Origin of the sequence: Kitasatospora sp. MMS16-BH015 (assembly GCF_002943525.1) — a bacterium.
GTDB lineage: Bacteria > Actinomycetota > Actinomycetes > Streptomycetales > Streptomycetaceae > Kitasatospora.
In genome coordinates, this window is sequence record NZ_CP025394.1 from 5,693,711 (window position 1) to 5,718,217 (window position 24,507).

20 protein-coding genes and 1 riboswitch are annotated in these 24,507 nt (G+C 70.4%); of the genes, 11 read left to right on the top strand and 9 right to left on the bottom strand.

Annotated elements, in window-relative coordinates:
• Positions 1-77 precede the first annotated feature (77 nt).
• Genes CFP65_RS24635 through CFP65_RS24645 form a run of 3 tightly spaced genes read left to right on the top strand, consistent with a single transcriptional unit; the run spans position 78 to position 3,294 of the window.
• Positions 78-1,259, top strand: a complete 1,182-nt coding sequence (locus CFP65_RS24635) for a DUF4185 domain-containing protein (protein WP_104818240.1) — start codon at positions 78-80, stop codon at positions 1,257-1,259.
• On the top strand, positions 1,256-2,272 hold the full coding sequence (locus tag CFP65_RS24640; protein ID WP_254552548.1) for an LGFP repeat-containing protein: 1,017 nt from the start codon (positions 1,256-1,258) through the stop codon (positions 2,270-2,272). The genes CFP65_RS24635 and CFP65_RS24640 overlap by 4 nt, the downstream gene beginning before the upstream one ends.
• 17 nt (positions 2,273-2,289) lie before the next feature.
• A complete protein-coding gene (locus CFP65_RS24645) occupies positions 2,290-3,294 on the top strand; it encodes a hypothetical protein (protein ID WP_104818241.1) in 1,005 nt (334 codons plus the stop codon).
• A 53-nt stretch (positions 3,295-3,347) separates the two neighbouring features.
• Here the strand turns inward: CFP65_RS24645 and CFP65_RS24650 are convergent, their stop codons facing one another.
• The 3 genes from CFP65_RS24650 to CFP65_RS24660 all read right to left on the bottom strand — a co-directional run bounded on the left by CFP65_RS24650 (position 3,348) and on the right by CFP65_RS24660 (position 7,655).
• Complete coding sequence (locus CFP65_RS24650; protein ID WP_104818242.1) at positions 3,348-4,364, bottom strand: ribonucleotide-diphosphate reductase subunit beta; 1,017 nt, start codon at positions 4,362-4,364, stop codon at positions 3,348-3,350.
• Positions 4,364-6,775, bottom strand: a complete 2,412-nt coding sequence (locus CFP65_RS24655; protein ID WP_104818243.1) for a ribonucleoside-diphosphate reductase subunit alpha — start codon at positions 6,773-6,775, stop codon at positions 4,364-4,366. Before CFP65_RS24655 ends, CFP65_RS24650 begins: the two co-directional genes overlap by 1 nt.
• 159 nt (positions 6,776-6,934) lie before the next feature.
• Positions 6,935-7,092: riboswitch (cobalamin riboswitch) on the bottom strand.
• A gap of 56 nt (positions 7,093-7,148) precedes the next feature.
• Positions 7,149-7,655 (bottom strand): GNAT family N-acetyltransferase, encoded by a 507-nt coding sequence (locus CFP65_RS24660; protein WP_104818244.1) that lies wholly within the window; start codon positions 7,653-7,655, stop codon positions 7,149-7,151.
• Positions 7,656-7,949: 294 nt separating this feature from the next.
• Between CFP65_RS24660 and CFP65_RS24665 the strand changes: the two genes are divergently transcribed.
• Positions 7,950-8,921 carry a helix-turn-helix domain-containing protein gene (locus CFP65_RS24665; protein ID WP_104818245.1) on the top strand — a complete coding sequence of 324 codons (972 nt, stop codon included), beginning with the start codon at positions 7,950-7,952 and terminating at the stop codon, positions 8,919-8,921.
• On the opposite strand, the gene CFP65_RS24670 is transcribed toward CFP65_RS24665, so the two are convergent.
• The 4 genes from CFP65_RS24670 to CFP65_RS24685 form a co-directional block, all read right to left on the bottom strand.
• Complete coding sequence (locus CFP65_RS24670; RefSeq protein ID WP_104818246.1) at positions 8,918-9,670, bottom strand: histidine phosphatase family protein; 753 nt, start codon at positions 9,668-9,670, stop codon at positions 8,918-8,920. The two genes, CFP65_RS24665 and CFP65_RS24670, sit on opposite strands and share 4 nt — an antisense overlap.
• A gap of 170 nt (positions 9,671-9,840) precedes the next feature.
• The gene (mctP, locus tag CFP65_RS24675) at positions 9,841-11,472 is read right to left on the bottom strand and encodes a monocarboxylate uptake permease MctP (protein WP_104818247.1); all 1,632 of its coding nucleotides are present in this window, start codon (positions 11,470-11,472) and stop codon (positions 9,841-9,843) included.
• A complete protein-coding gene (locus tag CFP65_RS24680; protein ID WP_104818248.1) occupies positions 11,469-11,738 on the bottom strand; it encodes a DUF3311 domain-containing protein in 270 nt (89 codons plus the stop codon). Before CFP65_RS24680 ends, mctP begins: the two co-directional genes overlap by 4 nt.
• 132 nt (positions 11,739-11,870) lie before the next feature.
• Complete coding sequence (locus CFP65_RS24685) at positions 11,871-12,665, bottom strand: GntR family transcriptional regulator (RefSeq protein WP_104818249.1); 795 nt, start codon at positions 12,663-12,665, stop codon at positions 11,871-11,873.
• Positions 12,666-13,023: 358 nt separating this feature from the next.
• Here CFP65_RS24685 and CFP65_RS24690 point away from each other — a divergent pair, with 358 nt between their 5' ends.
• The 7 genes from CFP65_RS24690 to CFP65_RS24720 all read left to right on the top strand — a co-directional run bounded on the left by CFP65_RS24690 (position 13,024) and on the right by CFP65_RS24720 (position 22,571).
• A complete protein-coding gene (locus CFP65_RS24690) occupies positions 13,024-14,310 on the top strand; it encodes an extracellular solute-binding protein (protein ID WP_104818250.1) in 1,287 nt (428 codons plus the stop codon).
• A gap of 130 nt (positions 14,311-14,440) precedes the next feature.
• Positions 14,441-15,436: a carbohydrate ABC transporter permease gene (locus tag CFP65_RS24695; RefSeq protein WP_104818251.1), complete on the top strand. Its 996-nt coding sequence runs from the start codon at positions 14,441-14,443 to the stop codon at positions 15,434-15,436.
• A gap of 41 nt (positions 15,437-15,477) precedes the next feature.
• Positions 15,478-16,323 (top strand): carbohydrate ABC transporter permease, encoded by an 846-nt coding sequence (locus tag CFP65_RS24700; protein WP_254553095.1) that lies wholly within the window; start codon positions 15,478-15,480, stop codon positions 16,321-16,323.
• Positions 16,324-16,327: 4 nt separating this feature from the next.
• Positions 16,328-17,878, top strand: coding sequence for a glycoside hydrolase family 3 protein (locus tag CFP65_RS24705; protein ID WP_104818252.1), 1,551 nt, complete (start codon positions 16,328-16,330; stop codon positions 17,876-17,878).
• Between the two features lie 253 nt (positions 17,879-18,131).
• Positions 18,132-19,436, top strand: a complete 1,305-nt coding sequence (locus CFP65_RS24710) for an extracellular solute-binding protein (RefSeq protein WP_104818253.1) — start codon at positions 18,132-18,134, stop codon at positions 19,434-19,436.
• Positions 19,437-19,606: 170 nt separating this feature from the next.
• The gene (locus CFP65_RS24715; protein WP_104818254.1) at positions 19,607-20,683 is read left to right on the top strand and encodes an SIS domain-containing protein; all 1,077 of its coding nucleotides are present in this window, start codon (positions 19,607-19,609) and stop codon (positions 20,681-20,683) included.
• A 367-nt stretch (positions 20,684-21,050) separates the two neighbouring features.
• Positions 21,051-22,571: a sensor histidine kinase gene (locus tag CFP65_RS24720; RefSeq protein ID WP_104818255.1), complete on the top strand. Its 1,521-nt coding sequence runs from the start codon at positions 21,051-21,053 to the stop codon at positions 22,569-22,571.
• Positions 22,572-22,940: 369 nt separating this feature from the next.
• Here the strand turns inward: CFP65_RS24720 and CFP65_RS24725 are convergent, their stop codons facing one another.
• Both CFP65_RS24725 and CFP65_RS24730 read right to left on the bottom strand, forming a co-directional pair.
• Positions 22,941-23,192, bottom strand: a complete 252-nt coding sequence (locus CFP65_RS24725) for a WhiB family transcriptional regulator (RefSeq protein ID WP_014138019.1) — start codon at positions 23,190-23,192, stop codon at positions 22,941-22,943.
• Between the two features lie 340 nt (positions 23,193-23,532).
• Complete coding sequence (locus CFP65_RS24730; protein WP_104818256.1) at positions 23,533-24,504, bottom strand: diacylglycerol kinase family protein; 972 nt, start codon at positions 24,502-24,504, stop codon at positions 23,533-23,535.
• Between the last annotated feature and the right edge of the window lie 3 nt (positions 24,505-24,507).

Genomic DNA, 24,507 nt, shown 5'->3' on the forward strand with positions numbered 1-24,507 from the left:
TCTCTGTGCGATTGTTCACACAGCGTCAGCAGATCTCACCGGTGGGTCGCGCCCTCATCCTCAGGAGGAATCCCTCGATGTCCAACCCCTCCCAGCCCGCCCAGCCCGGGCTGTCCCGCCGTTCCGTCCTCCGGGCGGGCGCCGGGCTGACCCTGGGCGCCGGCCTGGCCGTGTCCGCGGCCGGCTCGGCCGCGGCGCTCCAGCGCGGCACCCCGCTCTGTGACGGCGCGGGTGATTCGGCCAAGGGCCAGGGCCTGGGCTCCGGCGACCTCGGCATCCCGTACTACCGCGCGCACGACAACACCTGGGGGTACGTCTTCGGTGACTCCTGGGCCAACGCGGCGCAGCAGGACCCGTACCTCGGCTCGCCGGTGATGCTGGCCCAGGCGAACTTCGACCGCACCGGCGGCTCGCCGATCTCCTTCAGCTGGGCGCTGCCCACCGGCGGCCAGGCCAACCAGCTGTTCGACTACAACCACCAGGCCGACAACGGCTACGGCTGGGAGTTCAGCCGGATCCCCAACGACTGCATCGAGTTCGGCGGCCGCACCTACATCCAGTACACCTCGGTCGCGGTCTGGGGCCCGCCGGCCGGCTACGACGGCTCGCTGATGTCCGGGGTGGCGTACTCCGACGACTACGGCGTGACCTGGCAGGACTACCCGTACCACTGGGCCGGGGACACCCAGGGCAACAACCAGTCCATGTACGGCATGTGGTCCTTCGCCGGCATCGACCCGGACGGCTGGCTCTACATCTTCTCCAAGCGCTGGAACGGCAGCCACAACAACACCGCCGACGGCGGCGCCATCCAGCTCTTCCGGATCTGGCCGGACGACTTCCGGGCCGGCAACTTCGGGGCCCAGCAGAACTGGGCCTACCTGAACGGCTCCTGGCAGTGGACCACCGAGGCCGCGCCCTCGGTCATCCTCTCCGGCAACAACATCGGGGAGTTCTCGGTCAAGCGGATCAACGGCACGTACTGCATGAGCTACTTCGACGTGGCCGACTACTCGATCTGCACCCGCACCGCACCCCGCCCGGACGCGGTCTGGTCGGCGCCCAAGCCGCAGATCGTCGGCAACGCCTCCTTCCCGCCCAGCCACTGGGGCAAGCCGCAGCTCCCGTACCTCTACGGCGGGTACATCCACCCGGGCAGCGCGAACGCCAACTCGCTGACGCTGATCGTCTCGCAGTGGACCGGGAAGCAGGGCACCTCGCCGTACCGGGTGCTCCAGTACGACGGCATCAACCCGTGACGGGCCGTCGGACCACCTCGGCCGCCGTCCTCGCCTCGGCCGCGCTGCTGCTCGCCGTGGCGGCCCCGGCCCACGCGCGGTCCGGGCAGCCGGCCGTTCCGGGCCCGGTGTACTCCAGGTCGGCGGCCCTCGCCGGGTGCTACATCCCGCCGGACCGCGACATCGCCGTGACCCGCAAGGTCTACGAGGTCGGCCAGCGGATGAACGTGGACGACAAGGTGATGCTGGCCGGCTTCGAGACCGGCTGGGTCGAATCCCACATGAACAACCTGGACTGCGGCGACCGGGATTCACTCGGGGTGTTCCAGCAGCGCCCGTCCCAGGGCTGGGGCACGCCCGACCAGGTCATGGACGTGGACTACGCGGCGACCAAGTTCTTCACGGTCGCGCTGGCCAAGGAGCCGAGCATGCCGGACAGCACGGCCGGCCAACTCGCCCAGGCCGTCCAGATCTCGGCCTGCCCGGGCTGCTACGACCAGGCGGAAGACATCGCCCGGGCGCAGCGCGACGAGGCGTTCCAGCCTTACGGGACGATCGGCGACAAGTACGCGGCGATGGGCGGCGCCGGCAGCGTGCTCGGCCGGCCGGTGCGCGCCGAGGAGGACTCCTCGCTGGGCGGGCGGTTCCAGCTGTTCCAGAACGGGATCATCCTCTGGCACCCGGACGAGGCCCACCCGGTGTACGGGGACATCCTGCGCACGTTCTGGGCCACCGATGCCGAGCGGCACTGGGGCTTCCCGACCACGGACGAGGCGGATGCGGCCACGGCGCCGAACGGGACGCGGGGTCGGTACCAGTTCTTCGAGCACGGGCTGTTCCTGTGGTCGGCGGCCACCGGGACGCACGAGGTGCACGACGCCATCTACGACGCCTTCGCGGGGGGTGGTCGGGAGGCGAAGCTCGGTTATCCGACCGGTGACGAGGTGGACGAGAACGGCGGGCGGGCGCAGCACTTCCAGAACGCCACCATCCACTGGAACCCGAGCCAGGGCACCTGGATCACCACCAACTGACGGGAAGGCAGGAGACCATGTCACCGCTCACCAGGCGCCCGGCCCGGCGCTTCGCGGCGCTGCTGCTGGCCGCCACCGCGTTCGGCCTCGGCACGGCCGTGCCCGCGAGCGCCTCCAGCCCGGACGGTTCGATCGGCCGGGGCGAGGTGCTGGACCGTGCGCAGTCCTGGGTCGACGCCCAGGTGCCGTACAACAACGTCGGCTGCTACCCGAACCAGTACGGCTGCTACCGGCCCGACTGCTCGGGGTACGTCTCGATGGCCTGGAACCTCAGCTCCGCGCTGGACACCTGGCACCTCTGGAACGTCACCAGCGACATCGCCGCCGGCGACCTGCAGCCCGGCGACGCCCTGCTGCGCGACTCCGGCGGCACCGACCACGTGGCGCTGTTCGTCCGGTGGGCGGACGCCGCGCACACCCAGCCGGTGGTCCGCGAGGAGATCGACTACGGCTATGTGGCCCAGGAGGACACCTGGACCAACGGGCTGCGCGGCTTCTCGCCCCGCCGGTACAACCAGCTGGACGACCTGATCCCGTACGGCACGATCGGCGTGAAGTACGCGGCGATGGGCGGCGGGGGCAGCGTGCTCGGGGCACCGATCACGGGGGAGCGCGACTCCTCGCTGGGCGGGCGGTTCCAGCAGTTCCAGAACGGGATCATCCTCTGGCACCCGGATGACGCCCACCCCGTGTACGGGGACATCCTGCGCACGTTCTGGGCCACCGATGCCGAGCGGCACTGGGGTTTCCCGACCACGGACGAGGCGGATGCGGCGGCCGCGCCGAACGGGACTCGGGGTCGGTACCAGTTCTTCGAGCACGGGCTGTTCCTGTGGTCGGCGGCCACCGGGACGCACGAGATCCACGACGCCATCTACGACGCCTTCGCGGCGGGCGGCCGGGAGGCGAAGCTCGGTTACCCGACCGGTGACGAGGTGGACGAGAACGGCGGTCGGGCCCAGCACTTCCAGAACGCCACCATCCACTGGAACCCGAGCCAGGGCACCTGGATCACCACCTGACGCGAAGGGGCCGCCCGACGCGATGCCGGGCGGCCCCTCTCGTCATGGGTGTTCTAGAAGTCGTCGTCGAAGGCGACCGAGCCCTCGACGGCCACCTGGTAGGCGGAGACGCGGCGCTCGAAGAAGTTGGTCAGCTCCTGGACGTTCTGGAGCTCCATGAAGCCGAACGGGTTGGTCGAGCCGTAGCGGATCGGCAGGCCCAGGCGGGCCAAGCGCTGGTCGGCGACGGCCTGGAGGTACTCGCGCATGGAGGCGGTGTTCATGCCGGGGAGGCCCTCACCGCACAGGTCCTGGGCGAACTGGAGCTCGGCCTCGACGGCCTCCTCCAGCATCTCGGTGACCTGCTTGGCCATCTCGTCGTCGAAGAGGTCGGGCTCCTCCTCGCGGACGGTGTCCACGACCGAGAAGGCGAAGTCCATGTGCATGGACTCGTCCCGGAAGACCCAGTTGGTGCCGGTGGCCAGGCCGTGCAGCAGGCCGCGCGAGCGGAACCAGTACACGTAGGCGAAGGCGCCGTAGAAGAACAGGCCCTCGACGCAGGCGGCGAAGCAGATCAGGTTCAGCAGGAACGCGCGCCGGTCGTCCTTCGACTGCAGCGAGTCGATGTGGTCGACGGCGTTCATGTACTTGAAGCAGAACTGCGCCTTCTGGTGGATGGAGGGGATGTTCTCCACCGCTGCGAAGGCCGCGTTGCGGTCCTCCGGGTCGGGCAGGTAGGTGTCGAGCAGCGTCAGGTAGAACTGGACGTGCACGGCCTCCTCGAACAGCTGCCGGGACAGGTAGAGCCGGGCCTCGGGGGAGTTGATGTGCTTGTAGAGGCTCAGCACCACGTTGTTGGCCACGATCGAGTCACCGGTCGCGAAGAAGGCGACCAGCCGGCCGATCATGTGCCGCTCGCCCTCGCTGAGCTTGGCGAGGTCGGCGACGTCGGAGTGCAGGTCCACCTCCTCGACGGTCCAGGTGTTCTTGATCGCGTCGCGGTACCGGTCGTAGAAGGACGGGTAGCGCATCGGACGCAGGGTCAGCTCGAAGCCCGGGTCGAGCAGCATCTTGCGGTCGTCGTTCGGCATTACTGGCAGGCCTCGCAGGACTCGGGGTTCTCCAGGGAGCAGGCGAGGGCCGCCTCCTCCTCCGGGGTCATGGTCGGGGTGTTGACCGGCACGGGCGCGGCGGCGCGGACGCTGGTGGACGCGGCCTGGGCGATCCGGGTGGCCGGGCGCGAGCGCAGGTAGTAGGTGGTCTTCAGACCGACCTTCCAGGCGTACGCGTACATCGAGCTGAGCTTGCCGATGGTCGGGGCGGCCATGAAGAGGTTCAGCGACTGGCTCTGGTCGATGTACGGCTGCCGGGCGGCGGCCAGGTCGATCAGGGCGCGCTGCGGCAGCTCCCAGGCGGTGCGGTAGAGCGAACGGACCTCGGCCGGCAGCCAGGTGAGCTCGGCGACCGAGCCGTTGGCCTCGCGCAGCGCGTCGCGGGTCTGCGCGTCCCAGACGCCCAGCTCCTTGAGCTCGGCGACCAGGTACGGGTTGACCTGGAGGAACTCGCCGGAGAGGGTCTCGCGCTTGAAGAGGTTGGAGACCTGCGGCTCGATGCACTCGTACACACCGGCGATCGAGGCGATCGTGGCGGTGGGCGCGATGGCGAGCAGGAGCGAGTTGCGCAGGCCGGTGGTGGCGATCCGGGCGCGCAGGGCGTCCCAGCGCTCGGTCCACTGCGGGGCGGCCTCGAAGTGGTCGATGTGCAGCTGGCCCTGGGCGGCGCGGGTCTCGGCGTAGGCCGGGTGCTGCCCGAACTGCTCGGCGAGCTCGCTGGAGCGCTCGTAGGCGGTCAGCATGATGCGCTCGGCGATCAGGGTGGAGAGCTGCTTGGCCTCGGCGGAGTCGAAGTCCAGGCGGAGCTTGAAGAAGACGTCCTGCAGGCCCATCACGCCCAGGCCCACCGGGCGCCAGCGCGAGTTGGACGCGCCGGCCTCGGGGGTCGGGTAGAAGTTGATGTCCACCACGCGGTCGAGGAAGGTCACGGCGGTGCGGACGGTGGCGTCCAGGCGCTCCCAGTCCATGGCGGACAGCAGGTCCGTCGCGGTCGCGCCGGGGGCGACGTGGGCGCCGAGGTTGACCGAGCCGAGGTTGCAGACGGCCGTCTCGGAGTCGTCGGTGACCTCGAGGATCTCGGTGCACAGGTTCGAGGAGTGCACGGTGCGGCCCGGCAGTGCGGTCTGGTTGGCGGCGCGGTTGGAGGCGTCCTTGAAGGTCATCCAGCCGTTGCCGGTCTGCGCGAGGGTGCGCATCATCCGGGCGTACAGGGTCTGCGCCGGGATGGTGCGGACGGCCAGGCCGGCCGCCTCGGCCTTCAGGTACGCGGCGTCGAACTCCTCGCCCCAGAGGTCGACCAGCTCGGGCACGTCGGCCGGGGAGAAGAGCGACCAGTCGGAGTTGGCGTTCACGCGGCGCATGAACTCGTCCGGGATCCAGTGGGCGAGGTTCAGGTTGTGGGTGCGCCGCGCCTCCTCGCCGGTGTTGTCGCGCAGCTCCAGGAACTCCTCGATGTCCGCGTGCCAGGTCTCCAGGTAGACGCAGGCCGCGCCCTTGCGGCGGCCGCCCTGGTTGACGGCGGCGACGGAGGAGTCGAGGGTGCGCAGGAACGGCACGATGCCGTTGGACTTGCCGTTGGTGCCGCGGATCAGCGAGCCGCGCGAGCGGATGCGGCTGTAGGAGAGGCCGATGCCGCCGGCGTGCTTGGAGAGACGGGCGATCTGCGCGTAGCGCGAGTAGATCGAGTCCAGGTTGTCCAGCGGTGAGTCGAGCAGGTAGCAGCTCGACATCTGCGGGTGCTTGGTGCCGGAGTTGAACAGGGTCGGCGAGGAGGGCAGGTAGGAGAGCGCGCTCATCAGCGCGTACAGCTCGGCCACCTCGCGGACCGACTCGGCGCTGTCGCCGACGGCCAGGCCCGAGGCGACGCGGAGCAGGAAGTGCTGCGGGGTCTCGATCACCTTGCGGGTGATCGGGTGGCGCAGCAGGTAGCGGGACTGCACGGTGCGCAGGCCGAAGTACTCGAAGCGGTCGTCGCCCCGCTGGTCGATCAGCTCGTCCAGGCTGTCGGCGTGCTTGGCGACGAACTCGGCGGTGGTGTCGCCGATCAGGCCCTCGGCGTGGCCGACGCCGATCGAGGCGGAGAAGGAGACCGCACCCTGGCCGACGGCCTCGTCGGCGATCTCCAGGGCGAGCAGGCGAGCGGCCAGCTTCGAGTACTGCGGGTCCTCGGCGATCATCGAGGCGGCGGCCTCGACGGCCAGCCCGCGCAGCTCCGCGAAGTCGGAGCCGGCGTGGCGGCCGCGCAGGGCGGCGGCGGCGACGTGGCCGGGGTCGACCTGGGGGAGGTCGGCGCTGCGGTCGGTCAGCAGCCGCAGGAGCGCAGCACCGGGGTCGGTCTGGTCGTGATCGGCGGAACCCTGGGACGGCAGGGCAACTGCTGCGATGGTCAAGGCGCTCTCCTGGCGGCGGCGGAACGACGTATTCGTCCAGGACCATCAGGGCGCAGGGGAACGCGGCGCGGCGCACCCTTGCGAGCGCGCGCGTTTCAGACCCCCCGGCCCGCCCGCGAGGCCCGGACGTGACTCAGTGCTGCAAGGCGCCTGCGGGGAAGCCGTGTGCACACCGTCGGCAGGTCATCGGACTTGCGGCCCCGCCCTTTCGGGGATGCCGCTCACCGCTGCGGGGCAGTCCCGGAGTCGCACCGGGTTCCCCTGCTTCGACAGCGAGAGTGAGCATACATGTTGTGGCCGGGGTCGGATGCGACCCCAGATGTAGTGCCGCGTGTCGTGGTCAGGTGGTAGCGGGGAGCCACCGTACAGCCCGTCAGATCAGCTGATCCTCGAAGGTCAGACCATAGGTGAGCAGGTCGATCCCGGGCCGCGGCGCCCAGTCCCGCTCGGGGGTCCGGCGGAAGCCGAGCCGTTCGTAGAGCCGGTGTGCGGTGGTCATCGCGGGCCGGGTGGAGAAGGCCATCGCGGTCAGCCCGAGCTCCCGCGAACGGGCCATCGCGGCCCGCACCAGGGCCTCGCCGACGCCCCGGCCCTGGGCCGCCGCGCCCACCGCGAGCATCCGGATCTCGCCCTCGTGCGGCTCCGCGATGTCGGCCCACTCGGTGCCGCCCGAGGCGAAGGTCACACAGCCGAGCACCCGATCGGCGTCGTCGACGGCGACGAGGAGCTCGGCCTCCGCGAAGCGGCGGCGGGCGTCGCCGAGGAGGGCGAGGTACGGGCTGTCGGGCTCGGTGTGACCGCCGCCGACGAAGGCCTCGACGGTGACGGCTCCGGCGCCCTCGAGGTCTTCCTCGCGGGCGTGGCGAACGGTGATCTGCATCGGACCATTGTGCCCGAAGGCGTGTTCGATCCGGCCCGGGCCGTCGTCTGATCGGCCGGCTGGCTCGTCGGGTAGCCCGTCGGGCGGTGCCGGTTGTCCCGGCCGGTGCGGGCCAGCCGGTCGACGTCGCGGCCGACCAGGGTGCCGAGCAGGCCGAAGCCGCCGACCGTGCCGAACAGGGGGAGCAGCTGCGTGATCGAGGTCATGCCTCCAGGCTCCTCGCGGGCGGCGGCTCGGACGAGTGGCAGAAACGACCACTTGCATCGAAATCCTGCCAGTGCCAGGCTGGTCGGCATGGCAGCACAGCTGAACCCCCGTCTGCAGAACGTCGTGGCCGTGGTGCTGGCACCCGTCCACCCCTTCGAACTCGGCGTGGCCTGCGAGGTGTTCGGCCTCGATCGGAGTGACGACGGCCAGCCGGTCTACGACTTCGCGCTGGCCTCCGACCGGCCCGGGCCGCTGCCCACCCACGCCGGCTTCACGGTGGACGTGCCGTACGGGGTCGAGCGGCTGGCCGAGGCCGATCTGGTGATCGCGGCCGCCACCGGTGTCCGGGAGGAGTACCCCGAGCCGCTGCTGGCCGCCCTGCGGGCGGTGGTGGGCCGCGGCTCGCGGGTGCTCTCGATCTGCAACGGCTCCTACCTGCTGGGCGCCGCCGGGCTGCTGGACGGCCGCCGCAGCACCACGCACTGGCGGCACGCCGACCGGATGGCCGAGCGCTTCCCGCACACCACGGTCGAGCCGGACGTGCTCTACGTGGACGAGGACCCGGTGATCACCTCGGCCGGCACGGCGGCCGGGATCGACGCCTGCCTGCACCTGGTGCGCAAGCTCCAGGGGGCCGAGGTGGCCCGGGGGATCGCCCGGCGGATGGTGGTGGCCCCGCACCGGGAGGGCGGCCAGGCCCAGTACGTGGCCCGGCCGCTGCCGGAGTGCTCGGCGGATTCGCTGGCGCCCCTGCTGGAGTGGCTGCGCCACCACCTGGACCAGGAGCTGACGGTCGACCAGCTGGCCGCCCGGGCCCACATGTCCCCGCGCACCTTCGCACGCCGCTTCCAGCAGGAGACCGGCACCACCCCGCACCGCTGGCTCACCAACCAGCGCCTGCTGCACGCCCAGCGCCTGCTCGAATCCACCACCGAACCGGTGGACACCGTCGCCGCTCACTCCGGCTTCGGCAACGCCGCCACCCTGCGTCACCACTTCACCCGCTGGCTCGGCACCACCCCCCAGACCTACCGCCGCACCTTCGGGACGGCCTCCTAGAGGTGGCTCACCGAGTTCCACTGCTCGGGGCGCAGGGCGGTGCCGTCGGAGCGCCAGAGGGCGGTGGAGCAGTTGCCGACCGGGAGGAGGGCGAGGAGTTCGGGCTCGGTGAGGCGGTCGAGGACGTAGCGGAGCATCAGGACCGGGCAGTCGTGCGAGACGAGCAGGACGGGCCGGCCGGCCTCCTCCTCGCAGATGTCGCGCAGGCAGCTGCGGATGCGCAGGGCCACGTCGAGGAAGGACTCGCCGCCGGGCGGGCGGTAGTAGAGCTCGCCCATCTTGCGGCGGCGGGCGGCCTCGGCGGGGTGTTCCTTCTCGATCGCGGGCTGGGTGAGCATCTCCAGGATGCCGAGCTCTCTGTCGCGCAGGCGCTCGTCGTAGCGGATCGGCAGGCCGGCCGGGACGGAGCCCAGGCCGGAGGCCCGGGCCAGGGCGGTGCGGGCGGTGTCGGCGGTGCGCAGGTAGGGGGAGCACCAGACCGAGCGCGGCCGGTCGGCCGGCGGCAGGGCGGCCCACCACTCGCCGAGTCGCTGGGCCTGGCCGCGGCCGTGCGGGGAGAGCGGGATGTCGGCGTCCCTGGAGGTGATCGGCACCGTCAGCGCCCCCGTCTCGGCGGCGAGCTGGAACTCGACGTTGGCGGTGCTCTCCCCGTGCCGGGTGGCGATCAGCACCGAGGGCAGTCGGCGGACGGCCCGGTGGCCGTTGCGGGAGGGGGCGCTGTCGAGGGTCTGTGCATCGAGTTCTGCCATGGCCGGTGCTCCCCGTTGGTCGATGACATCTGCTGGTTGGCGTACGACAAGATGATCGCGCCGCCTCCTCCAGTGTTGAGGGAGGAGACGGCGCGATCACAGGGCGTGCGCTGGGGCGGGGGAGTGCGCCCCGGTGGCGGTTGGTGGCGCGTGGACGGTGGCTCGCGCGGTCAGTGCGCTATGGCGGGCGCGGGGGCGTCGTCCACGGCCTTGTCGCCGGCGTCGGCGGTGTAGTCCGCCTTGCTGGTCTCGTCGGCGCCCTCGGGGGCCTTCACGGCCTTGAGGACCAGGGTGAGCACCACGGCCACGAGCAGGTTGAGCACGAAGGCGGTCAGGCCGATGAAGCCGATCTCGCCGATGCCGGGGATGAGCGCGGTGTTGCCGCCGAAGTGCTTGGTGGCCGGGGTGGAGATGCCGTAGGTCTTCCAGGTGCCGTAGGCCATGCCCACCGCCCAGCCGGCCAGCAGCGCCCAGCGGTGGAACCAGCGGGTGAAGAGCCCGCCGACGATCGAAACGAAGGTCTGCAGGATCCAGAGCCCGCCCAGCAGCTGGAGGTTGATGGCGAACTGCTTGTCCATGCCGAGGACGAAGGCCAGCGCGCCGACCTTCACCAGCAGCGAGGCGATCTTGGCGACCTTGGTCTCCTGCTCCGGGGTGGCCCCCGGCTTCAGGAACTCCTTGTAGATGTTGCGGGTGAAGAGGTTGGCCGCGGCGATCGACATGATCGCGGCCGGCACCAGGGCGCCGATCCCGATCGCGGCGAAGGCCACGCCGGTGAACCAGTCCGGGAAGAGGTTGTCGAACAGCTGGGGCACCGCCAGCTGGGCGTTGTAGCCCTTGACGCCCTTGCCCATGCCGGCCGCGATGGCCATGAAGCCGAGCAGCGCGAGCAGGCCGAGCATCAGCGAGTACGCGGGCAGGATCGCCATGTTGCGGCGCACGGTGTTGCGCGACTTGGCGGCCAGCACGCCGGTGACGGTGTGCGGGTACATGAAGAGGGCCAGCGCCGAGCCGAGGCCGAGCGTCGCGTAGGCCCACTGCGCCTGCGGGGCGGTCACCAGCGAGCCGACCGGCTTGTGGGTGGCCGGGTTGAGCTGGCTGAACTTGGCCGCCGCGGTGTCGAAGATGTGGCCGTACCCGCCGAGCCGCAGCGGGATGTAGATCACCGCGACGATGATCACGATGTAGACCAGGGTGTCCTTGACGAAGGCGATCAGCGCCGGGGCCCGCAGGCCGGAGGAGTAGGTGTAGGCCGCCAGCACCGCGAAGGCCAGGAAGAGCGGCAGGTCCTTGACGAACCAGTTGCTGTTCGCGCCGCCGCCCACCCCGAGGGTGTCGAGCACGGCCTGGATGCCGACCAGCTGGAGCGCGATGTACGGCATGGTGGCCAGGATGCCGGTGAGCGCCACGGCCAGCGAGAGGCCCTTGGAGCCGTACCGCCCGCGGACGAAGTCGGCCGGGGTGACGTAGCCGCGCACCCGGGCCACCGACCAGAGCCGGGGCAGGAAGAGGAAGACCAGCGGGTACGCGATGATCGTGTACGGCACCGCGAAGAAGCCGGCCGCGCCCGCGCCGTAGACCGCCGCCGGGACGGCGATGAAGGTGTACGCGGTGTAGAGGTCGCCGCCCAGCAGGAACCAGGTGACCCAGGTGCCGAAGCTGCGGCCGCCCAGACCCCACTCGTCCAGGTTCTGGGCGTCGTCGGCCCGGCGCCAGCGGGAGGCGAGGAAGCCCATCACGGTGACGAGCAGGAAGAAGAGGACGAACACCACGAGCGCGGTGACGTTGACGCCGTGCTTCACTTCGCGTCACCCGCCTTCGCGGCCTTGCGGTTCTTCTCGTCCCGGTTGAGCAGGAAGTAGGCCGCGCAGGTGAAGACCGCCGAGAGCGGGATCCACATGATCTGGTACCAGTAGAAGAACGGCACCCCGCCCAGCTTCGGCGTCAGCTTCGCGTAGGAGGAGACCCAGAGCAGGGCGACCACCGGCACCGCGAGGCTGATCACCGCCAGGACGCGTTCCGGTGTCACCACCGGGACGGTGGCGGGTGGATTCGGTGCGGACGCCATCGTGGGCACCTCCGGCTCGGTGATCGGATATACGGCGTGAAACCTAGGGGTACGGAGTGATCCGTGTCACTAGGTTTCGCCGAATTTCCCGGATGCCGGATGGCGTGCTGTCAGGTCTGATGCCCCGTGGGCTCAGCTCCCGGGGCGCTGCAGGCGGGTGATGAACTTGTAGCGGTCGCCGCGGTAGATGGAGCGCACCCACTCCACGGGCGCCCCCTCGGCGTCGAAGGAGTGCCGGGAGAGCTGGAGCATCGGCAGGCCCAGGTCGGAGCCGAGCAGGCCGGCCTCGCGCGGGTTGGCCAGGGTGGTCTCGATGGTCTCCTCGGCCTCGGCCACGGTGACCCCGTAGACCTCGCGCAGCGCGGTGTAGAGGGAGTTGTGCTTGGCGAGGTTGCGGCGCAGCGCCGGGAAGCGCTTGGCGGAGAGGTGCGCGACCTCGATGGCCATCGGGTCGCCGTTGGCCAGGCGCAGGCGCTCGATCCGCAGCACCCGGCTGCCGGGCTTGATGTCGAGCAGCGGGGCGAGGTGGTCGTCGGCGGTGACGTAGCCGATCTCGATCAGCCGGGAGGTGGGCTCCAGGCCCTGGGCCCGCATGTCCTCGGTGTAGGAGGTGAGCTGGAGGGCCTGGGCCACCTTGGGCTTGGCCACGAAGGTGCCCTTGCCCTGGATCCGCTCGAGCCTGCCCTCGACGACCAGCTCCTGCAGGGCCTGCCGGACGGTGGTGCGGGAGGTGTCGAACTGGGCGGCCAGCGCGCGCTCGGGCGGTACGGGGGTGCCGGCCGGCTGGGTCTCGGTCAGCTGGAGCAGGTGCCGCTTGAGTCCGTAGTACTTGGGCACCCGGGCGGTCTGGTCGGCCGGGGCCTGCGTCGGGAGGCTCTTCGCCTGGGCGTCGCTCACCTGGGCCGTGCTGCCCCCGTCGCTGGTCATCTGCCGTCTCTCCCGCTGTTCGCGGGGCCAGCCGCTGGCCCCGCCACCGTGTTAACGGACCACATCGTTGCACGTATGTCAGGTGAACGGGGAGCGCATCACACGATGAGCGATGAGCGGTGTCGGCTTGATAACGGGTGCCCTCGATCATCCCCGGAGCCGTTGACACGCCCATTGGTCTAGGCCAAGCTCCAGGCATCTGGTCTACACCTCTGTTGACCACTCGATGAATTCCAACCCCGTCCCATGGCTCCGCGATGCCAATTCCTGCCGAATTGTGTGGGTATGTCGACGCCGCTGCTGCTGGGTGGGCTCTGTTGAGTACTCAAATACTTTGGGCATCCCTCAGGAGGATGGCGTGAAGCGTCAGCTCATCGCGGCGGTCGGCGTCGCAGCAATGGTCGTCGGCGTGGCGGCTTGTGGTTCGGACGCCAAGAGCACCGGCGGCGGCAAGGACGCGGCCCCCACCGCGCTCACCGTCTGGCTGACGGTCGACGCCCAGCAGAACTGGCCCGACCTGGTCAAGACCGCGGACGACGCGCTGACCGCCAAGTACCCGGGCATCAAGATCAACCACGAGTACTACGGGTGGAAGGACAAGAACCCGAAGCTCGACTCGGTCCTCGCCACCGACCAGGTGCCGGACGTGGTCGAGATGGGCAACACCGAGACCCTGCCCTACATGATCAAGGGCGCGCTGGCCCCGCTCGACCCCGCGAAGTTCGAGAACAGCTCCGCCTGGCTGGACGGCCTCAAGGCCTCCGCCGAGTACAACGGCAAGACCTACGGCGTGCCGTACTACGCCGGTGCCCGCGTGGCCACCTGGCGCAAGGACATCGCCGCCGACGCCGGCGTGACCGCCGCGCCGACCACCTACGCCGAGCTGACCGCGGCCCTGGACAAGATCCAGGCCAAGCAGGGCGACAAGTTCTCCGCCTTCTACCAGCCCTCCCGCGACTGGTACGCCGCGATGTCCTACGTCGCGGACGCGGGCGGCCAGATCGCCAAGCAGGACGGCGGCAAGTGGAAGGCCACCCTGGAGAGCCCGGAGGCGATCAAGGGCCTGAACGCCTGGAAGGACTCCGTCTCCAAGTACATGAAGGGCGACCTGACCAAGGACGACTCCGACCGTTACATCGTCTACGGTCTGGGCACCTCGGGCATGATCTACGGCGCCGGCTGGGAGGGTGGCTCCGCCGCCGACCCGAAGTTCGACAAGACCGGTGGCAAGCTCAAGGACAACCTGGTCTCCTTCGTGATGCCCGGCCCGTCCGGCAAGCCGCTCTCCACCTTCCTCGGCGGCTCGGACCTGGTCGTCCCGGTCAAGTCGAAGGCCCAGGGCGCCGCCGCCGAGTGGATCAACGCCTTCACCAACAGCAAGGCGCAGGAGGCCCTCATCAAGGCCGGCAACCTGCCGAACAACAAGACCCAGCTGGCCCCGCTCAAGACCGACGCGAAGGTTGGCCCGTCGGCCCAGGCCGCCGAGATCAGCTGGTTCGTCCCGACCGCGCCGGGCTGGCTCCAGGTCGAGAAGGCGAACATCCTGCAGAACGCCCTCCAGGACATCGCCCAGGGCAAGAAGACCGTCGAGGCGGCCGTCAAGGACGTCGACACCCAGATCGACGCCGTCATCAACAACGCCTGATCCGCACCCCGGCCCGCCGTCCCCCTTCGCCGGAAGGGGGACGGCGGGCCACCCGCCGTCATCGGGCACGGGCCCACCCCACGAGGGCCACTGAAGTTTGCAAGCGCCAGGCGTAGCTGAGGAGCACGTGATGAGTGCCGAGACATCCACCGCGAAGGTGCCGCCGAAGCGGCCCTCTTCAGCCCCGGCCGGGGAGGCACCCGCCAGAGCCGCGGGCCTGCCGCGCGGCAAGCGCTTCAGCGGGATGGCCGTGCCGTGGCTGCTGCTGGCCCCGACCATGCTGGTGCTGGCCGTGGTGCTGGGCTACCCGCTGGTGCGGCTGGCCACCCTGTCCTTCCAGAAGTTCGGCCAGTCCCAGCTCTGGGGCTTCCAGCCGACCGAGTGGGTGGGCTTCCAGAACTTCACCGCGGTGCTGGGCGACAGCACCTTCTGGGCCGTCGTGGTCCGCACCATCCTCTTCGCGGGCGGCGCCGTGGTGTTCACCATGGTGCTCGGCATGCTCATCGCGATGCTGCTGATGCGGGTCTCCGGCTGGGTCAAGACGCTGATCAACATCGCCCTGGTGGCGAGCTGGGCGATGCCGATCGTGGTCGCCGTCACCGTCTTCAAGTGGATGTTCGACACCGACTACGGCGTCGTGAACTGGCTGTTCAGCCAGATCCCCGGGGTGGACTTCAGCCGGCACAACTGGTTCACCTCCTCCACCCAGGGCTTCACGATCATCATGGCGCTGGTCGTCTGGGGCGCGGTGCCGTTCGTCGCGATCACCCTGCACGCCGGCCTGACCCAGGTGCCCAAGGAGCTGGAGGAGGCCGCCCGGATGGACGGGGCCGGCGCCTTCAAGGTCTTCCGCTACGTCACCCTGCCGGTGCTGAAGCCGATCATCGTCATGCTGGCCACCCTCTCCGTCATCTGGGACATGGGCGTCTTCCCCCAGGTCTTCCTGATGCGCAGCGGCCACCCCGAGCCCGAGTACCAGCTGCTGACCACGTACTCGTACGACAAGGCCTTCGTGGTCAACGACTACTCGATGGGTTCGGCCATCGCCCTGCTGACCGTGTTGCTGCTGCTCGGCGTGATCGCCGTGTACATGCGCCAGATGCTGAAGATCGGAGAGGTCGAGTGAGCACCGCCACCGCTGAGAGCCCGGCCGCGAAGGCCCCCGAGGTGAAGGCCCCCAAGGTGAAGCAGCCCAAGCCCAAGGGCCGCGGCGTCTACAACGTGATCGGCCTGCTGGTCGCGCTGGTCATCGGCTTCCCGGTGTACTGGATGGTCAACACCGCGCTGAAGCCGTCCAAGTACGCGATCGCGCCGAGCCCGAAGTTCCTGCCCTTCCCGCTCTCCACCGAGAACTTCCACCGCGCGCTCCAGGTCTCCGACTTCTGGGGCCCGGTCACCCGCAGCCTGATCATCGCCGGCTCCACCGTGGCGATCGGCCTGGTGGTCGGCCTGCTGGCGGCGCTGGCGATCTCCCGGTTCGCCTTCCGCGGCCGCAAGGTGGTCATCGTCGGCATCCTGACGGTGCAGATGGTGCCGCTGGTCGCGATGATCATCCCGGTCTTCCTGATGCTCAACGACCTGAAGCAGTACGACAAGCTCACCGGCATCATCCTGACCTACCTGACCTTCGTGCTCCCGTTCACCATCTGGACCCTGCGCGGGTTCATCGTGAACATCCCCAAGGAGCTGGAGGAGTCGGCGATGGTGGACGGCTGCACCCGCACCGGCGCCTTCGTCCGGGTGGTCTTCCCGCTGCTCGCCCCCGGCATGGTGGCCACCGCGATCTACGGCTTCATCCAGGCCTGGAACGAGTACCTGTACGCGCTGCAGCTGCTCTCGCAGCACAACACCACCGCCACCGTCTGGCTGGGCAACTTCACCACCACCCGGGGCACCGACTACTCCGGGATGATGGCCGGCTCGACCATGATGGCCGTCCCCGTGGTGATCTTCTTCCTGCTCGTCCAGCGTCGTATCGCCTCCGGCCTCACGGCCGGCGCGGTGAAGGGGTGACGGGGTGAGCATCCTCATTCCGGCGGTCGCCGACAGCGACCAGCTGCACCGGGACGCGCTGACCGTCCTGCAGCCCGGCTTCGTCGGCACCACCCCGCCCGACTGGGTCCGCCGGCACCTGGCGGCCGGGCTCGGCTCGGTGGCCCTGTTCGGCCGCAACGTGACCGACCAGGCCCAGCTCGCGGCGCTCACCGCGCAGCTGCGCGCCGAGAACCCGGACGTGCTGGTCGCGATCGACGAGGAGGGCGGGGACGTCACCCGCCTGGAGGCCGGCTCCGGCTCCTCCTGGCCGGGCAACCTGGCCCTCGGTGCGATCGACGACCCGGCGCTGACCCGGGACGTGGCCCGCGAGCTCGGCCGCGCGCTGGCCGAGTGCGGCGTCAACTACAACTGGGCGCCCTCGGCCGACGTCAACTCCAACCCGCGCAACCCGGTGATCGGCGTCCGCTCCTTCGGCGCCGACCCGGAGCTCTGCGCCCGGCACACCGCCGCCTGGGTCGAGGGCCTGCAATCCGTCGGCGTGGCGGCCTGCGCCAAGCACTTCCCCGGCCACGGGGACACCGCCGTCGACTCCCACCTGGGCCTGCCCGTGGTGGACGTGGACGTGGACCTGCTCCGCTCGCGCGACCTGGTGCCGTTCAAGGCCGCGATCGCCGCCGGGGCCAAGGCCGTGATGACCGCTCACATCATGATCCCGGCCCTGGACCCGCGGCTGCCCGCCACGCTCAGCCCCGCCGTGCTGAGCGACCTGCTGCGCGCCGCGCCCGCCGACGGGGGCCTGGGCTACCAGGGCCTGATCGTCACCGACGGGATCGAGATGGGCGCCATCGCCGACACCTTCGGGATGGGCGAGGGCACCGTGCTCGCGCTGGCCGCCGGCGCCGACGCGATCTGCGTGGGCGGCGGGCTGGCCGACGAGGAGACCGTGCTGCACCTGCGGGACGCGATCGTGGAGGCCGTCCGCGCCGGGCGCCTCGGCGAGGACCGGCTGGCCGCCGCCGCCGAGCGGGTCCGCTCGCTCGGCAGCTGGGCCCGCATCGAGGCCCAGGGCGAGCTGGTCGAGCCCGACCTGGCGATCGGCCTGCAGGCCGCCCGCCGCGCCCTGCGGGTGGTCCGCGCCCCGGGCCGCCCGGCGGCCCCCGTCACCGAGCGCCCGTACGTGGCCTCGTTCTCCCCGCAGGCCAACATCGCGGTGGGCGACGAGACCCCGTGGGGCGTGGCCGGCATGCTCGCCGCCCGGCTGCCCGGCACCCGCTCGGCCAGCTTCGGCCCGGCCGCCGCGGCGACGCCGGCCGATCTGGACGCGCTGACCGCCCAGGTGCTGGCCGGGGCCGAGGGCCGCCGCCTGGTGCTGGTGGTCCGCGACACCCACCGGCACGCCTGGATGGCCGCCGCGCTGGCCCGCCTGGTGGCGGCCCGGCCGGACGCGCTGGTGGTCGAGATGGGCGTGCCGCAGGCCGAGCCGGTCGGCGCGCTGCACATCGCCACGCACGGTGCGGCGCGGGTCTGCGGGCTCGCCGCCGTCGAAGTCCTGACCGGACAGAACGTCATCTGACACTTCGTCATATCGCTCTGATCCCGGGGTCGTTGGAGTTCATACTCCGATGGCCCCGGGATTTTTCCGTTGGTACCGGAATTGTTGATGCTCCCTCAAGAGAGCCTTAAAGGAGAATTCCACAACGGATTGACAACATCAGGGTATTCACGCTTCGACATCCGTTGACTTCACCTGTGGTCTAGGCCAGGCTCCCGGCATCTGGTCTGTACCACTGCGCAGACCTTGCCTGCCTGCAATGACGGAGGTTCGCGTGAGGCGTCAGCTTCTGGCCGCGATCGGTGTGACGGCGCTACTGGTGTCCCTGGCGGGGTGCGGCTCGGCCGCCGCCCCGGCCAAGGGAGCCCCCTCGGAGGACCCGAAGGGGGCCACCGGGACGGTCACGGTCTGGCTGATGCCGGAGGCCCAGGCCAACTGGCCCGAGCTGGTGCAGCAGGTCAACGACCAGTTCGCCGCCAAGTACCCCAAGGTCGAGCTCAGGCTCGACTACCAGACCTGGGGCGAGAAGATCGACAGGCTGGACGCCGCGCTCAAGGCCGGCAACGCCCCCGACGTGGTCGAGCTCGGCAACACCGAGACGATGAAGTACGTGCTCAACGGGTCGCTGCTGGCGGTGGACCGGTCCACCTTCGACAACTCCGACAGCTGGATCAAGGGCCTGGCCAACACCTGCACCTACCAGGACAAGCTGTTCTGCGTGCCGTACTACGCGGGCGCCCGGGTGGGCATCTACAACGCCACGATGTTCCAGGAGGCCACCGGCAGCGCCGACTTCCCCGCCACCGAGGACGGCCTGCGGGCGGCCCTGGACAAGCTGACGGCCAAGCACAAGGGCGACAAGTCCTTCTCCCCGCTCTACCTGCCCGGCCCGTACTGGTACGCCGCGATGTCCTACGTCTCGGCCACCGGCGGGGCGATCGCCCGGTTCGACAGCGCCGGCCAGTGGCACGGGGCCCTCAACGAGCAGAAGTCCCAGGACGGGCTCCAGCACTTCGTCGACCTGGTCAAGGCCTACAACCACGGCGACCTGACCGCGAACGAGGCCAACCAGGCCCAGGTGCTCGGCAAGTCCAAGGCCGCGATGCTCTACGGCAACAGCTGGGAGGCGGCCGGCGCGATCGCCCCGGTCGGCGGCGACCCGAAGCTCTCCGGCTCGCTCAAGGTGGCCGGCATGCCCGGGCCCGGCAACAAGCCGCTGCCCTCCTTCATCGGCGGCTCCGACCTCGCGGTGACGGCCAAGTCGCCCGCCGCCAAGCTCGCGGCCGACTGGATCCGGATGTTCACCAGCACCAGGTCCGAGCAGGTGCTGGCCGACAAGGACACCCTGCCGAACAACATCACCCAGCTGGCCCCGCTCCGGGCCAAGCCCGCCACCGCGGCCGCGGCCAACGCGGCCGCCGACGCCTGGTTCACCCCGTTGGCCCCCGGCTGGGGAGCGGTGGAGAAGCAGAACGTGCTGGTCGACATGTTGAACGACATCTTCAAGGGCGCCTCGGTGGACGCCGCCACCAAGGCGGCCGACGCCCGGATCGACCAGCTGATCAACAACCCCTCCTGACCACGTCAGTGCCGCCGGCCCGGGCCCACGGAACTGGCTCGGGCCTGCGGCGCCCCGTAGGATCGACGCTGTACCACCGCAGCGAGTGTGCGGACTCGCCGCCGTAGAGGTCCCTCCGCCGGGCAGCCGCCCGGGGAGGGTACGGACCCATCTCATCGGAGGCTCATCAGATGTCCGACACGCAGGCTCAATCTCCCTTCGGGGCCACCCCCGTTCCCGGCCGCATCATGGCGGCGGAGATGGCCGAGCAGCCGGCCGTCCTCCAGCGCATCCTCGACGAGGGCGCGCCCAAGATCCGCGAGATCGCGGCCGAGATCGCCGCCCGCAACCCCCGGTTCGTGCTGCTGACCGCCCGCGGCACCTCCGACAACGCCGCGCTGTACGCCAAGTACCTGGTCGAGGTGCTGCTGGGCAAGCCGGCCGGCCTGACCTCGATGTCCACCACCACCGCCTACGGCGCCAAGCCGGACCTCACCGACTGCCTGGTCATCACCGTCAGCCAGTCCGGCGGCTCGCCCGACCTGGTGGCCTCCACCAAGGCCGCCCGCGAGGCCGGTGCGATCACCCTGGCGGTGACCAACAACGCCGGCTCGCCGCTGGCCGAGGTCTCCGAGTTCCACATCGACGTGCTGGCGGGCCCGGAGAAGGCGCTGCCGGCCACCAAGACCTACACCGCCGAGCTGCTCGCCCTCTACCTGCTGGTCGAGGGCCTGCGTGGCGGCGACGGCTCCGCCGCCAAGGCGCTGCCCGAGCTGGCCGCCGGCATCCTGGCCCGCCAGGCCGAGGTCAAGGCGCTGGCCGAGCGGTACCGCTTCGCGCAGCGCCTGGTGCTCACCTCGCGCGGCTACGGCTACCCGACGGCCCGCGAGGCCGCGCTGAAGCTCATGGAGACCACCTACATCCCGGCCTCCCCGTTCTCCGGCGCCGACCTGCTGCACGGCCCGCTGGCCATGGTCGACAACGTCTCCCCGGTCATCGCGATCGTGCCCGACGGCAAGGGCGGCGAGGCCCTCCAGCCCGTCCTGGACCGCCTGCGCGGCCGGGGCGCCGACCTCGTGGTGATCGGCCAGCAGGAGCAGGTCGACGCCGCCTCGGCCGGCTTCGCCCTCCCGGCCGGCGTCCCCGAGGAGGTCCAGCCGATCCTGGAGATCCTCCCGCTCCAGCAGCTCGCCTACGAGGTCACCATCGCCCGCGGCCAGGACCCGGACGCCCCGCGCGCCCTCGCCAAGGTCACCGAGACGCACTGACCTGCCGCCGGTACGACTGAGGCCCCGTCCGTTCGGATGGGGCCTCAGTCGTACCGGCGGGTGGGCCGGAAAACACTACGGGCCACGGCGCCGACACAGGACCCTCAACCTGTGCGGCACCGCAGCCCGGAGCTGTCGTCGGGCGCCGTGGTGGCCGGGAGCTGTGCGGGGCTACCGGTCTTCGGGCGACCGACCGAGGAGCGGCCTCGCGCGGTCAGGGCAGTTGCGCGGGGGGCCTCTCCTTGGTGCACTTTCATTGTGGACTAGACCAATCTGGATGTCCAGGGCTGCCCGCGGATTGGTCTGGACAACTCCGTGGACGCACCTCCTGGCGGCCCCTGGCCTCGCCGGGGGCTACGCTCGGGCTGTGCCCTCGCTGAACGATCTCGTCCGCCGCCACACCACCCTCACCGGTGCCGACGTGGAGTGGCTCCACCTGCTGGTCTCGGAGTGGCAGCTGCTCTCCGACCTCTCCTTCGCCGACCTGGTGCTCTGGATCCCCACCTGGGACGGCATCCGGTACGTCTCGGTGGCCCAGATGCGGCCCAACACCGGCCCCACCTCGTACCAGGACGACATGGTCGGCCACCTGGTGCCCCGGGGTCGCCGGCCGCTGCTCGACGCGGCCTTCGACGAGGGGCGGATCGTCCGCGAGGGCGACCCGGAGTGGCGCGAGGAGGTGCCGGTGCGGGTGGAGTCGATCCCCGTCCGGCGCGAGGGCAAGGTGCTCGGGGTGATCGCCCGGAACACCAATCTGCTGACCGTCCGCACACCCAGCCGGCTGGAGCTCACCTACCTGCAGAGCGCCTCCGACCTGGCCCAGATGATCGCGGCCGGCACCTTCCCCTACCCGGGCGCCGAGCAGACCGACATGGACGCCGCCCCCCGGGTCGGCGACGGCCTGATCCGGCTGGACGCCGACGGGATCGTCACCTACGCGAGCCCCAACGCGCTCTCCGCCTACCACCGCCTGGGCCTCACCACGGACCTGGTGGGCAGTCATCTGGGCCGCACCACGGCCGAGTTGGCGCCCCCGTCGCGCGGGGCGGTGCACGAGGCACTGGTGAAGCTGGCCAGCGGCTGGGCGCCGCGGCAGACCGAGGTGGAGGCCCAGGGCGGGGTGGTGACCCTGCGGGCCATCCCGCTCAAGCCCAAGGGCACGCTGACCGGCTCGCTGGTGCTGGCCCGGGACGTCACCGAGCTGCGCCGGCGCGACCGGGAGCTGATGACCAAGGACGCGACCATCCGGGAGATCCACCACCGGGTGAAGAACAACCTCCAGACGGTGGCCGCGCTGCTGCGGCTGCAGTCCCGCCGGATGGACTCGGAGGCCGGCCGGGCCGCGCTGGACGAGGCGGTGCGCCGGGTCGGCTCGATCGCCATCGTGCACGAGACGCTCTCGCAGACCCTGGACGAGCAGGTCGCCTTCGACGAGATCGCCGACCGGGTGCTGGCCATGGTCATGGAGCTCTCCCAGGACGGCCGGGTGGCCACCAAGCGCACCGGCAGCTTCGGCATCCTGGCCGCCGAGGTGGCCACCCCGCTGGCGATGGTGCTCACCGAGCTGCTGCAGAACGCGCTGGAGCACGCGTTCGGCCCGAAGGCCGGCGGCCACCTGGAGGTCAGCGCGCTGCGCGGGCGGGCCCCGGCGCGGGGGACGGGCTGGTCGGAGAGCTGGAACGGCGGGGCCAAGCCGGAGGAGTACCTGCTGATCACCGTGCAGGACGACGGCCAGGGCATGCCGGAGGGCTTCGACCCGCAGCAGGCGGGCAATCTCGGGCTGCAGATCGTCCGCACCCTGGCCACCAACGAGCTCGGCGGCACCTTCGACATGGTGGCCGCGCCGGGCGGCGGGACGAAGGTGGTGCTGGAGATCCCCGTGCGGTAACCGCAGTGCGGGGGAGGGGAGTTGAGGGCCCGCGCGGGCAGGCCCGGAGAGCGAAACGAGGCCCTGCCGACCGGGGGGGGTGGGTCGGCAGGGCCTCTCAACCCGTTCCGGCCGTCGGGGGGAGTCGGCCGGAACGGGGGCTCGTGGTGGTGCTGTGACGCCCGGTGCGTTGCACACGGTGAGCGCCCTAGGTCCACAATATTGCTCTAAGTGAACAGTATCAAGTGCCAGGGCCGCTCGGCGTCGCACGATCTCGCCCGACTGTGGGACGGGGCGTGATCCGCGCTGCGGAAGGCTTCGGCCGAAGGAGCGGCGAAGCCCTTGATCATGAGTTGATCGGGTCGTGCGGTGTGCCGTGAAGGCAGCGGGTCAGGCGGTGCGGGCGCGGTTGCGGGCAGCGCGGCGCTTCATCGCACGACGCTCGTCCTCGCTCATGCCGCCCCAGACGCCGGCGTCCTGGCCGGTCTCGAGTGCCCACTGCAGGCACTGCTCCATGACGGGGCAGCGGCGGCACACGGCCTTGGCTTCCTCGATCTGCAGCAGAGCAGGGCCGGTGTTCCCGATCGGGAAGAACAGCTCCGGGTCCTCTTCGCGGCAGACAGCGCGGTGGCGCCAGTCCATGTTCGTCCAACTCCTCCGGTCGGTAGGGCTGTGGCCCCGGCCGACGCAATCGTGGTGGCTTGTGAATGTGAACGCTTTCACGAATCCCGCAACAGCAAAAGGGACCAAAGGCCTGATCAGGCCGGGGTGGTCTGTGCTGGGGTGGGGTTCGGGCTATCAAGGGACTCCGTGCTGCGACGTGTCCCGATCGCCATGTAGAGGTTCGCAAACCTCGGGCTCGGATACAACCCCCTTCGGTGAGGAATTTTTGATTCTTCGGTGTCGCATAGCTCACAGCCCGTACTTCTTAGGGGTGAAGGGGGCTTGTGCGTTCGAGAAGAAGGGTCGAGCCCCCTTCTGGTCACACAATCACACGCAGTGCCCGCCGAACGCCTGTGAAACTGACGCGACTCCTGTCTCCAAGGTGGTCCCCGTCGACCTGAAATGGGGCCGGTTCCTCTGAAACCAAGGTGAAGTGTCGGACGTCGTGATAGGAGACGACGTGCTTGCCCCTTGGGCCGACCGGCCGCTCGGCCGTGTCCGCAGGCGTGTGCGAGCGCAGAATCTGACGGACCGTTCGAGCCGTGCCGAACGCGGTCATTCGAGTGATGCCGAAGACGTCGAGGTCCTTCTCGAAGGAGGCGCCCGGCGAAGGGAGCACCGGACGGTTGCCGAGATACGTCCACGGAGAGGTGTTGGAAACTATGGTCATCACCAGACCGGGCACGGGTTCTTGCCCGTTCAGCTCAAGGGTGATCGGACCCGAACGACGGTGTTCACGCTCCGTGACGTAGTGCCGGAGCGCCTGGTTGACGTACAGGGCGTGAGTTGACTTCCGCCCGGCCTTGCGCTGCTCCTCGACCCGGCCGACCACGCCGGCGTCGAAGCCGAGCCCCGCGGTGAAGGTGAACCAGCGGTCCGGCACGCCCTCGGTCATCGCCTTGCCCAGGCTGATCGCCCGCTCGCGGCGGTGCTCCAGCGCGTCGAGCAGTGCCCCGGTCGCCTCCACGGGGTCGTTCGGCAGGCCCAGCGCGCGGGCGAAGACGTTGGTGGAGCCGCCCGGGACCACCGCCAGGCGGGGCAGCCGGTCGGCCGGCCCATGGGCCAGGAGGCCGTTCACGACCTCGTTGACGGTGCCGTCGCCCCCGAGGGCCACCACCAGGTCCACCGTGCCGTCCTCGGCCGCCGAGCGCGCCAGATCCCGGGCGTGGCCCCGGTACTCGGTGTGCGCGACCTCCAGCTTCAGGTCGCTGCGCAGAGCGTGGGTCAGGACGTCGCGGGTCCGTCCGCTGGTGGTGGTCGCCTTCGGGTTCACGACCAGGAGAGCGCGCATGGC